The organism is Micromonospora sp. NBS 11-29 (assembly GCF_002140155.1).
Taxonomy (GTDB): domain Bacteria; phylum Actinomycetota; class Actinomycetes; order Mycobacteriales; family Micromonosporaceae; genus Micromonospora.
Window position 1 is genome coordinate 359,931 of the sequence record NZ_NAPR01000004.1, and the last position, 13,569, is coordinate 373,499.

11 protein-coding genes and 1 pseudogene are annotated in these 13,569 nt (G+C 70.6%); 8 read left to right on the forward strand and 4 right to left on the reverse strand.

The annotated features are described in order from the left end of the window. Window positions 1–125: 125 nt before the first annotated feature. The 3 genes and pseudogenes from B1205_RS05725 to B1205_RS05735 form a co-directional block, all read right to left on the reverse strand. A complete protein-coding gene (locus B1205_RS05725) occupies window positions 126–2,123 on the reverse strand; it encodes a hypothetical protein (protein WP_089154653.1) in 1,998 nt (665 codons plus the stop codon). Continuing rightward, a complete protein-coding gene (locus tag B1205_RS05730) occupies window positions 2,120–3,277 on the reverse strand; it encodes a 5'-methylthioadenosine/S-adenosylhomocysteine nucleosidase family protein (protein ID WP_089154654.1) in 1,158 nt (385 codons plus the stop codon). Before B1205_RS05730 ends, B1205_RS05725 begins: the two co-directional genes overlap by 4 nt. Then, window positions 3,274–3,944, reverse strand: a pseudogene (locus B1205_RS05735) (NUDIX domain-containing protein). The gene B1205_RS05730 and the pseudogene B1205_RS05735 overlap by 4 nt, the downstream one beginning before the upstream one ends. 254 nt (window positions 3,945–4,198) lie before the next feature. Between B1205_RS05735 and B1205_RS05740 the strand changes: the two are divergent. The 3 genes from B1205_RS05740 to B1205_RS05750 all read left to right on the forward strand — a co-directional run bounded on the left by B1205_RS05740 (window position 4,199) and on the right by B1205_RS05750 (window position 7,004). After that, complete coding sequence (locus B1205_RS05740; RefSeq protein WP_089154655.1) at window positions 4,199–5,083, forward strand: methyltransferase domain-containing protein; 885 nt, start codon at window positions 4,199–4,201, stop codon at window positions 5,081–5,083. A gap of 68 nt (window positions 5,084–5,151) precedes the next feature. Then, window positions 5,152–6,366: a sensor histidine kinase gene (locus B1205_RS05745; protein WP_089154656.1), complete on the forward strand. Its 1,215-nt coding sequence runs from the start codon at window positions 5,152–5,154 to the stop codon at window positions 6,364–6,366. Beyond that, window positions 6,363–7,004, forward strand: a complete 642-nt coding sequence (locus B1205_RS05750) for a response regulator (protein ID WP_089154947.1) — start codon at window positions 6,363–6,365, stop codon at window positions 7,002–7,004. Before B1205_RS05745 ends, B1205_RS05750 begins: the two co-directional genes overlap by 4 nt. A 1-nt stretch (window position 7,005) precedes the next feature. On the opposite strand, the gene B1205_RS05755 is transcribed toward B1205_RS05750, so the two are convergent. After that, window positions 7,006–7,395, reverse strand: a complete 390-nt coding sequence (locus B1205_RS05755; protein WP_089154657.1) for a hypothetical protein — start codon at window positions 7,393–7,395, stop codon at window positions 7,006–7,008. 354 nt (window positions 7,396–7,749) lie between these two features. Here B1205_RS05755 and B1205_RS05760 point away from each other — a divergent pair, with 354 nt between their 5' ends. From B1205_RS05760 to B1205_RS30205, 5 genes are all read left to right on the forward strand, one after another. Further along, entirely contained in the window at window positions 7,750–8,949 is a 1,200-nt protein-coding gene (locus B1205_RS05760) for an ROK family transcriptional regulator (protein WP_217809757.1), read from the forward strand. Window positions 8,950–8,995: 46 nt separating this feature from the next. After that, the gene (locus B1205_RS05765; RefSeq protein ID WP_089154658.1) at window positions 8,996–10,522 is read left to right on the forward strand and encodes an ABC transporter substrate-binding protein; all 1,527 of its coding nucleotides are present in this window, start codon (window positions 8,996–8,998) and stop codon (window positions 10,520–10,522) included. 82 nt (window positions 10,523–10,604) lie between these two features. After that, window positions 10,605–11,546 (forward strand): ABC transporter permease, encoded by a 942-nt coding sequence (locus tag B1205_RS05770; protein WP_089154659.1) that lies wholly within the window; start codon window positions 10,605–10,607, stop codon window positions 11,544–11,546. After that, on the forward strand, window positions 11,543–13,327 hold the full coding sequence (locus tag B1205_RS05775) for a dipeptide/oligopeptide/nickel ABC transporter permease/ATP-binding protein (RefSeq protein ID WP_089154660.1): 1,785 nt from the start codon (window positions 11,543–11,545) through the stop codon (window positions 13,325–13,327). The genes B1205_RS05770 and B1205_RS05775 overlap by 4 nt, the downstream gene beginning before the upstream one ends. Then, window positions 13,324–13,569: ATP-binding cassette domain-containing protein (locus B1205_RS30205; protein WP_217809758.1), on the forward strand; the 246-nt coding region annotated here is incomplete at its 3' end. The genes B1205_RS05775 and B1205_RS30205, both read left to right, overlap by 4 nt.

Here is a 13,569-nt window from a genome sequence, read left to right on the forward strand (position 1 = left end):
ATTCGATCGGCAACCGACAGATGTGAGGTGGTCTCGACCTAAGCGCGCTTTCAGTGGCGTTGACGTCCTGGCCGGTAACTCACCGGACAAACTCTCAGTTCAAGCCGTCGGTCTGCACTTGGTCCTCAGTCCAGCAGCCCTTTGGTGCGGCGGGCCAGCTCGGCCAGCCGATTATCGGCCTGCTCCCGGCGGAGTCTCACCCAGTCCCGGCCCTCTGCGGCGACGCCCTCCAGAACGTGCAGGGCTTGGTGGAGGCCGGAAGCGTCGACGGTCAGGTCGGTGATGGAACTCGGGTCCTCGTTGGGTTCGGCCGGTTTCGTGTCCGTGCCCGTCACCTGAACCGTCATCTTCTCGCCGCTGTTGAGCGTCAGATGGAACGTCGGCTTGCGCAGGGCCAGCCCATCGATCCGGACGGCGGAGATCGCGTGGAACCGGTAGTTGAGGCGCTGCGTGTCGCGATGGTCAGCGCGTCGGAAGTCCAGATCGAGGTCGACCTGCCGGACACCGTCCTCGGTGAGCAGGAAGAGCAGAAGTCGGTAGTGGGAATAACGCCAAGGTCCGTCCTCAGCGCGCCTCTTGCGGGCGGACTTTGCTGGCGCTTCCAGGAAGGCATGGGCGACGACGTGGCCCGGCTGGAGCCGGAACTGTTGCAGGGCCTGGTCGGTGATGACCTTTCGGTCGCACTCCAGCCAGGCGGCCATCTCGGTGTCCGTCGGCCGGTCGGCCAGTTTCGCCACCCAGCGGTCGTACGCTTCCGTCCGCCTGCTCTGTTCGTCGCGGCGGTGAGCGTTGTCGGCGACGACCCGCCGGCGCTCGGCGACGATACGGAACGCCGACCGGGTGGCGGTCGCCGCTGCTGGCACGGCCAGCGCCAGCCAGAGTGCGCCGGGCAGGACGGCAGCCGAGATGGCGGCTACGGCTACCGCAGCGAACCCGGTGATGAGGGTGACGGCGCCGACGGCCTGCATCAGCCAGGTCCGAAGCGGCACCCGCAGTTCCTGCCGGTATGCGGTCAGGGCTCCCTGCTTCCAGCGTGTCCTGACGTCACTGGCCAGGTACCTGACCAACCAGGCCACCCGGTTGGCGTTGATGCGCTCCTCCCGGTATGCCTCCACCACCTCGTCACGCAGGTGTCGGCGGATGCCGGCGGTCTCATCGAGCCACTGCTCGCTTGCCATCCCGTCGGGCTTGTAGCGGGCAAAGTAATGGGTGAAGAGGCCGTCTATTCTTCCGGCGAATCCACCGGGCCGCGCAGCCATGTCGCGATGACGCCGTGAGCGCAGTTCGCTGTCCTTGATCTGCCGGTAGTGTCGCCGGAAGAACCGGTCCGCCCCGGCGACACCGAAGGTCGCCAACCCGGCTGCCGCGCTGCACAGGCCGATCAGTCCCCCGATCTCGCCATTGACTGCGAGCAACGCGGTCAACTTACCTGCCGTCAGCAGCAGCAGGGCTCCGCCCACTCCCACCTTGACGCGGTCCGACATCGCGATGGCGGCCGGCGTGACCGGCCGGGTCCGTGCATGCGCGGGCGTGGGATGGAAGAACTTCCACGCTCGACCGAGCCGGTCGGCGGCGGTCCGGTTTTCTCGGGCATGTGCTACGGCCTTCTGCCACAGCCGGTCCCGCAGTGCTCCTGCCAGCGCGATGTCCAGGTGCTCGAAGATGTAGTCCTGCTGGCGAGGAGGCAACGACTCCAGTTCCTTCGCTGCTGTTTCCGGCCCGGCTGCGTCAGTCGAACTCAGCAGCCTGAGGATTGTCCGGAGTCCCAGCGTCCATTCATCACTCTCGTCGAGATCAGGCGGGTCGCTCCAGATCGCTAGAAGACGCTTCCACTCGTCGTCCTCCAACTGACGCACCGTCCGCCCGCTGAGCAGGGCGACCAGTCGATAGAACTGGACCCGAGGGGTGACAGGACAGCCACGGGTGACCGCTCGTTCGATGTGCTGGCGCGCGGTGTCGAGGAGGAACCTTTCGAGATATCGCACACCGGCCTCGAACTCGCCCTCCGGTGTGGAATCGGGGTCCACGGGCGCGTGGTGGTGGAAGTCGCCCTGTACGGAGCCGACCTGGATGCCGACGTACGCCTTGTCCTGAGCGACGTTGTGGGTGGACTGCGGCGTCATGCCATGCTCCGCGCGGCCGCGATGATCATCGCCAGCCTCGCCGCCAGATCCGAGACGTCGGCCACCAGACCCCGCAGTCGCTTGAGGGAGACCAGGAAGCCGCCACGGTCGGTGGCAGATCCGTCGCGCAGGCACCGGGCTGCGGCGTCCAGTTCCGCCTCTGCCGCGGCGTAGGTCTCCTCGTCCAGCCTGCCGTCCAGGCACGCCTGCTTCATCTGACGCCGCAGTTCGGCGATGCTCACCGCGAGGTCGACCGGCTCCTCCCGAGGTTGGCCGATGGTGACATTGCCGTGGATCTGTCCCGCTTGCACGCCCACTCGGGCATTGCCGGTCGCGATGTTCTCGTTCTTCATGGGCATGAAAACGCTCCCCTGTCCGTTCGGCGTGCCGTTTCCGCGACCGCTGTCGACGGTGAGTTCCTGGGCCAGCGCGACGGCGAAGGCGGCAGCGTGACGCGCGGCCCGTGGCTGCCAGTTCTGGCCGTCGGTGACGGCCTTACTACCGTCCGCCCGGTCACTGATGCCTCGTACGACCACCACCGGCAGCGCTCGGTTGAGGTGGCCGGCCTGTGCGACGCCGGCCGCCTCCATCTCGATCGCCACCGCGTCGTTGTAGTGCCGTCGAATCCACTGGGCCTGCGCGGAGATTGCCGAGTCCTGCACCACCTCCCCGGCGGCAATGGCACCGAAGTGAACCCGGATGTCGGACGCGTCGGAGAGATCACGACGCCATTCGCCGGCCCTGGCGACGTGGTGGGCGACCTGATCCGCCTCGTGCGGGATCTCCCACGCTTTCGGCCGAGCCTTCAACCCGTCGTCCTCACTGGTGCCACCGTGGTAGGCGTAGATCTTTCTCGCGACGACGACATCGCCGAGCGCGACGCTGGGTCTCAGGCCGCCGGCCACACCGACGAAGAGCACGGCAGAGGGCCGAAACTCGGCAATCGCACGTTCGGCGAGCACTGCGGAGGGATGGTTGCCCATACCGACCAGTCCCAGTGCCACTCGCGGGCCGCCCTGCCCGATGCGACCGACCTCGAACCGGGTGCCCGCGGCGTGACGACGGACAGCCAGCCCGGTCAGCCGGTCACGGACCGCCTCGTACTCGAGATCCAGGGCCGTGAGGATTACTACGAGGTTTTCGTTCGGGCTCACGTCGGCTCCTTGTCTGCCGGGCTGGGTCTGGTCATCGGCGGCCTCAGCGCCATCTGCGGGCCAGGGCGGAACAGCCGGGCGGGGCGCCCGCTCTCCGCCTTCCGAGTGGGGCCGGCCGGGACGATGAAACCGGGGACNCGTAGACGCCCTGAAGGTCGGAGATCGTAAATGTCGACCCGCAGAAGGCGGTGGCGAGTGCGCTCCGCTCCAACTTCTCCCGGGCCCGCTCCACCCCGTCGAGGAGGATCTGACGGTGGTCGAACGCCAGCTGCGCGGGTTCGGAGAGAGCCTCCTCGACCGGCATCCAGTAAGCGTGGGTCGCGTTCTTGCCTGCGGTGGGTTCCGGCAGCCGGGGCGCGATGGCCAGATAGGCGACGGACAGCACGCGCCCTCTCGGGTCCCGACCCGGGGTGCCGTACACGCTGAGAAGTTCGAGGTGCGGGTGTTCCGGGCCGAGACTGGCCTCTTCCGCCAACTTGCGTTGGGCCGCATCGAGGAGGTCTTCCTCGGGGTGCCTGAGGAATCCACCGGGGAGAGCGAGACGGCCGGCGTGCGGCTCGATGCCCCGCTGGATCAATAGCGCGTGGAGTCGGGACTGCCGCAGCGTGAGGATGACGAGATCCACCGCGATGAGCACAGTCGGCGGGCTGCCCTGGGTGTCGACCATGAGCCCACCATAGGTTTTTGTCACCATGACAGAAAGGCCCGCGTCGTGTCGGCTTTCGGCACTTGTCCATCCGGCCCGGCGGCGCACGCGTGAAAGCTGTGGACGCTCCGACGAGTTTGGTCATACCGAAGGGACGTCTACCGCTCTTGACGCGCCGATCGGTGACTGGCATGGCCGAGCCTGTCGGGCCGGCTCGACCGGGCCGGGTCGGGCAGCCGCGTCGGCGACGCTCAGTGCCGTGCTAGCTTGCGTCGATGGAGTCGCCCTCGTCCGTACGCGCGACCGAGCACGTCACCCACGTCGCCGACTACTACGACGCCAACACCCGGCGCTTCCTCCGCTTCGGCGAGACCTCGGACGCTGCCGCGATCCACCGCTGCGTCTGGATGCCGGACGCCGCGACCACCGCCGACGCGGCGGACACGGTCAACCGCCTGGTGATCGACCGGTTGCGGGGTGTCGTGCCCGCGGGCGACGGACACGTTCTCGACCTCGGCTGCGGCGTGGGCGCGACGATGGTTCGTCTGGCCACGGCGCTGGACGCCCAGGTGACCGGCGTGACCATCAGCCCGGTGCAGGCCGACCTCGCCGCGCGCCGGTTCGAGGCCGAGGGGCTGACCCAACGGTGCCGGGTCCACTGTGCCGACTACGCCCGGCTGCCCGCCGAACCGCACTATGACGCCATGGTCGGCATCGAGTCGATGGTGCACTCGCCGTCGATGGGCGACCTGGTCACGTCCCTGGCGGCACGTCTGCGTCCCGGCGGGCGGATCGTCGTGTGCGACGACTGGATGACCGACCGGGATCGCGGCCGGCCCGCCCGCGAGCGCTGCCTGGCGCAGTTCCGCGCCGGCTGGCGCATCGGCAGTCTGCACACGGTGGCCGAGTTCGCGGCCATGGCCGAAACGGCGGGTCTGCGCCTGGTGGAAGACCTGGACCTGACGCCGTACCTCCGCCTGGGGCGACCGCGCGACCGGGTGATCGACCTGGTCGTGAACGTTACCGGCGCGCTGCCGGGGGTGCACGGTCGTCTGGTCGGGACGCCGTTCTGGGCGAACATGATCGGCGGGTCCGCGTTGCAGGCCGGGCTGTCTCGGCGCTGGATCGAGTACCACCTCCTGGTGCTCGAAGGGGCGTAGCGGGAGGGCCGGGGTCTGCCTTTCGACAGATCCGGCCGCCCCGGCCGGAGGGCTACCGTTGGTCGGCGATGAGCGGACGGCGGAACACCTGGTGGCGGCGGTCGGTGCAGGTGGCGGCCCTGGCCGCGATGGCGCTGCTCGGCCTGGCCGACTTCTGGTACGGCAACGTCGTCGTGGTCAGCGGCGACGCCGGCGTGCTGGTCGCCGCCACCCACGTCGCGCTGGCCGTGGCCACCGCCGCCGTCTTCCTGCCGGCGCACCGGCAGGGGTCCCGCCGGTTGGCCGCCGCCGCCGGGCTGGTGGCGACCGCGTCGCTGGCGGTCACCGCGGCCCGGTTCGTCCTGGTGGAGACCGGCGGCTGGTCCGGTCGGGTGACGCTGCGCGGCGGCGACGGTCTCTGGGGGGTCGCCGAGGCGGCCGGGCTCCTCGGCGTCGTCTTCGTGGTGGCCCGGCGGGCGGCCCCGGTGCCGGCCGCGTTCGTCGTGGCCGCGACCGGCCTGGCCGTCGCGGTGCAGCCGATGCGGATCTCCGCCGCCAGCACCCACCAGTTGGCCGGGATGGCCTGCGCGCTGCTCGCGGCCGGCGCCGCCGCCGCCGGGGCGTACCTCCGCCTGGCGGCCACCGCCCGGGACCGGCAGCTCGCCACGGTACGCGCCGAGCAGCGCGCCGAGTTCGCGCGGGACCTGCACGACTTCATCGCCCATCACGTCACCGGCATCGTGGTGCAGGCCCAGGGTGCCCAGTACGTCGCCGCGCGGGACCCGGGCAGGGCGGTGACCGCCCTCGGCGACATCGAACGCGCCGGGGCGGAGACCCTCACGGCGATGCGCCGGCTGGTGGGGGTGCTGCGTGGCCCGGACGACGCACCGGAGGCCCCGCTGGGCGGGGTGGCCGATCTGCCCGAACTGCTGGAGAGCTTCACCGCCGCCGGCCCGACCCGGGCCCACCTGCACACCGACGGAAGCCTGGACGGGCTGCCCGTGGACGTGACCTCGACGGTGTACCGGGTCGTGATGGAGGCGCTGACAAACGTCCGCCAGCACGCGACCGGTGCGCGGCGGGTCGACGTGCGGCTGACCCGTACCCGGGAGCGGTTGTCGGTGCGGGTGACCGATGACGGCCCGGCGCGGGCCGGCCGACCCCGGGACCGGCGGGGCTTCGGCCTGGTCGGGCTGACCGAGCGGGTGGGCGCGCTGGGTGGCCGGCTGGTGGCCGGGCCCGGTGCCGACGGCGGGTGGACGGTGGACGCGACGCTACCGGCGGGCGCGGAGGCGGGCCGGTGATCCGGGTGATGGTGGCCGACGACCAGGCCATGGTGCGGACCGGCTTCGGCATGATCATCGGAGCGCAGCCCGACATGGAGCTGGTCGGCGAGGCCGGCGACGGGGTGGAGGCGGTCGCGCTGGCCCGCCGGGTCCGCCCCGACGTGGCGCTGCTGGACATCCGGATGCCCCGGCTGGACGGCCTGGGGGCGCTGCGGGCGCTTGCCGGCCCCGACGTCGTCGACCCGGTGAAGGTGGTCGTGGTGACCACCTTCGACCAGGACGAGTACGTGCACACCGCGCTGCGCGACGGTGCCTGCGGCTTTCTGCTCAAGGACTCCGGCCCCGCGCTGCTGGTGGAGGCGGTCCGCGCCGCCCACTCCGGGGACGCGCTGATCAGCCCGTCGGTCACGGTACGGCTGCTGCGGCACCTGCACCCGCCCGCACCGGCCGCACCCGAGCGGGGCGGGCTGTCCCCCCGCGAGGTGGACGTGGTGAAGCTGGTGGCGCGCGGGGCGACGAACGCCGAGATCGCGGCGCGGCTCTTCATCACCGTCGGCACCGTGAAGACCCACCTGGCCAGCGTGCAGGCGAAGCTGAACGCCCGTAACCGGGTGGAGATCGCCGCCTGGGCGTGGGAACGCCGCCTGGTCGGCTGAGTCACTCGTCGACGTCGCCCCGGCAGGTCACCTTCTGCCCCGGCCCGCCGGTCACCCTCGCGGCCTCCCGGCCCTCCACCACGATCCGGCAGGTCAGCGCGCCCTGGGCGGGGGTCGCCTCGATGGTCGTCTCGCCACGCTCCACGACCAGCGTCTGCTGCCACGGCAGCGGCACGGGCGCGTCGGTGATCGTGCGCGGGGTGCCCCGCGCGCCGTCCTCGGTCGGCACGCCCACCAACGGCTGGACGGTCACGCCGGGATCGCCGGTCAGCTCGTACCGGACCTCCAACGGGCCGGTGTCGGCGCAGGCGCTGGTCAGCAGCAGGCCGGCGGCCAGCACGGTCACGGGCAGGACACGTCGCACGGTGGGCTCCTCGTCGTCACGGCTCATCGGTGACGACCACCCTCGCACCGGCGGCCCCGCTGGCACCTCCGCCCGGGGCGGGAGTACGTCGACGAACGCGATCCGACTTTCGACCGAGGACGAACGCGACGCCGCGGTCGGTCAGCCGATTCCCGGGGACCGCAGGTTGGAGTGCCCCTTCGGACCGTACCGAAGACCGGACTATCTCGCTGTCCCTCCTGGCGACCACGCCTCTCCGCGCACGCGCGAAGACGACCCCCTCACCAGGGGTTTTGCCGGTTCGTCGCACCGCCCTCGACGCCCCGCGCGAAACATAACGACTCGGTTACAAGCTGAGCCCCATTCTTGTCTCGGAGTTTGTTAGCACCCTGTACTAACCGGGTGACGTGCATTGATACCACGGGGTCGACCCCGCCCGAGCCGGGGGGACAGGCGGCGGTCACCCTGCGCCCGGACCGCGTACCGGCCCGGGTCCGGTCGGGCGAGAAGCTGCTACCGGAGCAGGCCCGCGTACACAACCGCGAGTTGCTGTTGCGCATGCTCTACCGGGAGGGACCGCACAGCCGGGCTGACCTGGCGCGACGCACCGGGCTGACGAGGGTGTCCGTCTCGGACGTGGTGAGCGATCTCCTCGCGGACAACCTCGTGATCGAGGTCGGCATGCGGGCGGGGACACGGCCGGGCAAGCCGGCCATGATGCTCGAGTTCAACGAGCACGCCCACCAGACGATCGCCCTGGATCTGAGCCACTCGACGCTCTACCGGGGTGCGGTGCTCGACCTCGGCGGCTCGGTGGTGGCGCGGCGACAGGTCGCGATCGACGGCAGCACCGGGGCCGACGCCCTGGCGAAGGTCGTCGGTCTCGTCCGGGCGCTGCGCGACGAGGTGACCGCGCCGCTGCTCGGCATCGGCATCGGCACGCCCGGCATCGTCGACCTCGGCGGTGTCGTGCTCAGCGCACCCAACCTGGGCTGGAAGGACCTCAACCTCCAGTCGGTGCTGGCCGGGGAGTTCGCCTGCCCGGTGGTCGTCTCCAACGACGCCAACGCGACCGCGCTCGCCGAGCGCAGCTACGGCGAGAGCGCGGCGGACACGCTGCTCGTCCGGGTCGGCGTCGGCGTGGGAGCGGGCCTGCTGCTCGGCGGCACACCGATCCTGGGCAGCCGGTTCGCGGCCGGCGAGATCGGCCATGTGGTGGTGGACGCCGACAGCGGGCGGCCCTGCGTCTGCGGGAAGGCCGGCTGCCTGGAGACCTGGCTGTCGACCCGGCGCATCCAGGAGGACCTGTCCGAGGCGCACACCGACGCCGAGCGCACCCGGGTGCTCGCCGTCGCGGGCGAGGCCCTCGGCGCGGTCCTGGCGCCGATCGTGGCCGCGCTCAACATCTCCGAAATCGTCCTCAGCGGGCCGCACCGGGTGCTGGAAGGGCCGCTGGCCGCCGCCGCGATGGAGACCATCCGGCAGCGCGCCCTGACCGAGGTCCACGGCGACATCGTCCTGCGGCTCTCGGAACTCGGCGACGACATAGTCCTGCGCGGCGCGACCGCCATGGTCATGAGCCAACAACTCGGAATCGCTTGATCCGACGCCGACCGGCGCTGGCTTTGCAGCAATAGAAGGGAACACGGTGCAACTGACACGCACACGCACGCTGACGGCGGCGCTTGCCGCGGTCGCTCTCGCCCTCGCCGGTTGTGGCGGCGGCGGGCAGGCGACCGAAGGGTCGTCCGCCAAGTTGGTGCTCGGCAACAACGGCGATGTCCTGACCTGGGACCCGGCGGAGATGAAGGAGGGCGCGGTCATCCACTACGCGGAGGCCGTCTACGACCCGCTGCTCCGCAAGACCGCCGACTCGAAGATCGAGGGCAACCTCGCGACCGGATACGAGTACAACGCGGACCTGACCGAACTCACCCTGAAGCTGCGGGACGGCGTCACGTTCAGCGACGACACGCCGCTCGACGGCGAGGCGGTGAAGGTCAACATCGAGGCGCGGAAGAAGGGCGCGGGCAGCGCGTCCGAGGCGGCCCGGGTGATCGAGCGCGTCGAGGTGGCGGACCCGAAGACGGTACGTCTGCACCTCAGCGAGCCGAGCCCCGGCCTGCTCGCCGGCCTGGCGACCTACCTGGGTTACATGGCGAGCCCCAAGGCGCTGGCCGCGGGCAACCTCGCCACGACCCCGGTGGGCTCCGGCCCCTATCTGCTCGACGCCGGCGCCTCCGAGAAGGGCGTCAGCTACACGTTCAAGGCCCGTGCGGGCTACTGGAACCGCGAGGCGTTCCCGTTCGAGACCGTCGTGATCCGGCCGTACGAGGAGTTCACCGCCCGGTACAACGCGCTCTCCACCGGCCAGATCCAGTTCATGTACGGCACCTCCGACATGGTGCCGAAGGCCAAGACCGACGGTCTCACCGTCAAGACCGTGCCCGGTGAGTGGCAGGGCATCATCCTGCAGGACCGGGCCGGCAAGGCGTCGGCGGCCCTCGGCGACGTGCGGGTGCGGCAAGCGATCAACCACGCCCTCGACCGCAAGGCCATCCTGGAGACCCACTACGGCGGCTTCGGCCAGGTCTCCACCCAGACCTTCAACCCGGCCAGCGAGGCGTGGGTGCCGGAGCTGAACGAGCGCTATCCGTACGACCCGGCGAAGGCGAAGGAACTGCTGGCCGCCGCGGGCTACGGCAGCGGCTTCAAGCTGAAGGTCTCGTTCAGCGAGGGCTTCATGTCCCCGCTGGTGCCGATCGTCGCGCAGTACCTCGGCGACGTGGGCATCACGATGGAGCAGGTCCCGGTCAACGGCTTCGCCAACGGCGGTCTGGAGACCCTGAAGGGCCAGCCGGCGTTCATGCTCTCGTTCTCCACCAACATCCCGGCGTGGACGGATGTGCTGAACAAGCTGACCCCGACGTCGCTGTGGAACAACTTCCAGTACACCGACGAGACGGTCACCCGGCTGATCAAGGAGATCCCCGCCGCGCAGGGTGACAAGCAGGCCGCGCTCTACAAGGAGCTGAACACGCACCTCGTGGAGCAGGCCTGGTTCGCGCCGCTCGCCACGCTGGAGAACGTCTACCTGTTCAAGTCGGACATCGACGTGACCATGCAGCAGGCGCAGCTCATGCCGAGCCTCCGCTTCTTCGCCCCGGCGAAGTAACCACTCCCTCGCCCACCGGGTGGGCCGGCCGACGTCCGGCCCGCCCGGTGGATCACCCCAGTTCAGCTAGGAGGTAGCAGGCATGCTGGGCTTCATCGGCCGTCGGCTGGGCACGGGCCTGCTGTTGGCGTTCACGGTCGTGACGGGGATGTTCTTCTTCCTCATGCTCACCGGGTCGGACCCGGCCCGGGGCGCGCTCGGTCTCTACGCCACCGAGGAACAGGTCGCGGTCAAGCGCGAGCAGCTCGGCCTCGACCGGCCGGTTCTCACGCAGTACCTGGACTGGCTGGGCGGCGTGGTCCGGGGCGACCTGGGCGTCTCGTCCGCGCAGAACGCGAACGTCATCGACCTCATCACGTCGCGGCTGCCGGTCACCGTGTCGCTCGCGCTCGGCGCCGTCCTGGTCGCCGCGGTGCTGGGGGTCGCCCTGGGGCTGCTCGCGGCGACCCGGCCCGGGAGCTTCGACCGCGTTCTGCAGGTGGTCATGGTCCTCGGCTTCAGCCTGCCGAACTTCTGGGTCGCGATCATCCTGGCCCTGACGTTCGCGGTGCAGCTCGGCTGGTTCCCCGCCACCGGCTACGTGCACCTGGGCGACTCGCCGAGCGGTTGGCTCTGGTCCATCACCCTGCCGATCGTCGCGCTGTCGATCGGCTCGATCGCCGCCATCGCCCAGCAGCTCCGCAACTCCGTGATCACCGTGAACAGCCAGGCGTACGTGCGGACGCTGCGCAGCCGGGGCCTGTCGCAACGCCGGATCCTCCTCGTCCACGTACTGCGGAACGCGGCCCCACCGGCGTTGACCATGCTCTCGTTGCAGTTCATCGCGGCGCTGAGCGGCGCCGCCATCGTCGAGCGGGTGTTCGGTCTCCAGGGCATCGGGGCCGTCGCCATCAACGCCTCCGGCAACAGTGACATCCCCGTGATCATGGGCGTCCTGCTCTTCACCGTCCTGGTTGTCGTGCTCGTCAACCTGACGGTCGACATCCTCTACGCCGCGTTGAACCCGAAGGTACGGAACGCATGAGCGTCGACACGACGGCCCGCCCGGGCCGCACCTCCAGAAGGCTTCGCGCCTTCCTACGCAACCCGATGGGCGTGGTGGCCGGCGTCGTCCTGCTCGCCATCGTCGCCGCGAGCATCCTCGCGCCCCTGCTCGCGCCCCGGGACCCCAACCTGGTGGTGCTCTCCGAGGCGCTCCGACCGCCGAGCGGTGACCATCCGCTGGGTACGGACGGGAACGGGCGGGACATCCTCAGCCGCCTGCTCTGGGGTGGCCGGGTCAGCCTCCAGGCCGGTCTGATCATGGTGACCGCCGCGCTGCTGTGCGGGATTCCCGCCGGTCTCCTCGCCGGCTACCGCGCGAAGTGGTTCGACGGCGTCGCGAGCTGGATCTTCAACATGCTCATGTCCCTGCCGGAGATCCTGATCGTCATCGTGGTGATCGCCTCCCTCGGCAGCGGTCTCGTCCCCACCATGGTCACGCTCGGCATCCTCGCCTCGCCGGACATCTTCCGGCTGACCCGTAGCGCGGTGATCGGGGTGCGCGAGGAGCTCTACTTCGACGCCGCCCGGGTGGCGGGCCTGTCCGACCTGCGCATCATCTTCCGCCACGTCCTCTCCGTCGTCCTCGGGCCGGTGCTCGTGCGGTCGTCGTTCATCTGCGGCATGGCGATCATCGTGCAGTCCGGGCTGGAGTTTCTCGGCTTCGGCGACCCGCAGCGCCCGAGCTGGGGCGGCGAACTCAGCAACGCCTTCCAGAGCTTCCAGCGTGCGCCCGAGCTGGTCATCGCGCCCGGCGTCGCCATCGGCCTCACGGTGATGGCGCTGGTGCTCTTCGGCACCGCGCTCGCGGACTCGCTCGGGGTCAGCCTCGGGCGAAAGGCCAAGCGGGCGGCACGCCCCGTCCGTACCGACGACACGCCGGTCGACCGGGTCGAGGCCGGCGGCGACGCCACGGCCGCCGCCCCGGCCACCGACGCGCTCCTGCGCGTCGAGGACCTGACCGTCCGGTACGTGGCGGAGGACGGCACCGCCAAGGACGTGGTACGCGGCGTGTCGCTGCACGTCGCCCGGGGCGAGGTTCTCGGCCTGGTCGGGGAGTCCGGTTCCGGCAAGTCCCAGACGTCCTTCGCGATCCTCGGTCTCCTCCCGCCGGAGGCCGCCGTGTCCGCCCGCCATCTCTCCCTCGACGGGCAGTCCCTGATCGGGCTGCGCGAGAGCGAGATGCGCAAGCTCCGCGGCACGCGGATGGCCTACGTCCCGCAGGAGCCGATGTCGAACCTCGACCCGTCCTTCACGGTCGGCGCCCAGCTCACGAAGCCGATGCGGCACCGGCTCAACCTGTCGAAGAAGGCGGCGACCACCCGGGCCCTCGACCTGCTGGAGCGCGTCGGCATCCCCGATCCCGCCCGCACCCTCGCCGCCTATCCGCACCAGCTCAGCGGCGGCATGGCGCAGCGCGTACTCATCGCGGGCGCGGTCTCCTGCGATCCCGAACTGCTCATCGCGGACGAGCCGACGACCGCGCTCGACGTCACGGTCCAGGCGGAGGTCCTCGAACTCCTCCGGGACCTGCAACGGGAACGCACCATGGGCCTGATCCTGGTCACCCACAACCTCGGTGTGGTCGCCGACATCTGCGACCGCGTGGCGGTGATGCGCGACGGCCTCATCGTCGAGCAGCGGCCGGTCGCCGACCTCTTCGCCGACCCGCGACACGAGTACACCCGCATGCTCCTGGACGCGACGCTTGAGGACGCGCCACCCAGGCGGGCACGCGGCGACCTCCAGGAGGTGGGGTCGTGAGCACCCCCGACGACACCGGCACCCCGCTGCTGGACATCCGTGACGTCAACGTCGTCTACCGCGGCGCCCGCTGGCGCAGCCCGTCGTTCCACGCGCTGCACGACGTGTCGATGCGGATCGGCGCGGGAGAAACGGTCGGGCTGGTCGGCGAGTCCGGCTCCGGGAAGACCACGTTGGGCCGCGCGGTGCTGGGCCTGGCCCCGGTCACCGGCGGCACGGTCACGTTCGACGGCGTCGACATC

Excerpts from the sequence above, each read along its gene's own strand:
- B1205_RS05770 (WP_089154659.1), top strand. The coding sequence starts at position 10,605 with ATGCTGGGCTTCATCGGCCGTCGGCTGGGCACGGGCCTGCTGTTGGCG.
- B1205_RS05745 (WP_089154656.1), top strand. The coding sequence starts at position 5,152 with ATGAGCGGACGGCGGAACACCTGGTGGCGGCGGTCGGTGCAGGTGGCG.
- B1205_RS05725 (WP_089154653.1), bottom strand. The coding sequence starts at position 2,123 with ATGACGCCGCAGTCCACCCACAACGTCGCTCAGGACAAGGCGTACGTC.
- B1205_RS05740 (WP_089154655.1), top strand. The coding sequence starts at position 4,199 with ATGGAGTCGCCCTCGTCCGTACGCGCGACCGAGCACGTCACCCACGTC.
- B1205_RS05755 (WP_089154657.1), bottom strand. The coding sequence starts at position 7,395 with ATGAGCCGTGACGACGAGGAGCCCACCGTGCGACGTGTCCTGCCCGTG.
- B1205_RS05775 (WP_089154660.1), top strand. The coding sequence starts at position 11,543 with ATGAGCGTCGACACGACGGCCCGCCCGGGCCGCACCTCCAGAAGGCTT.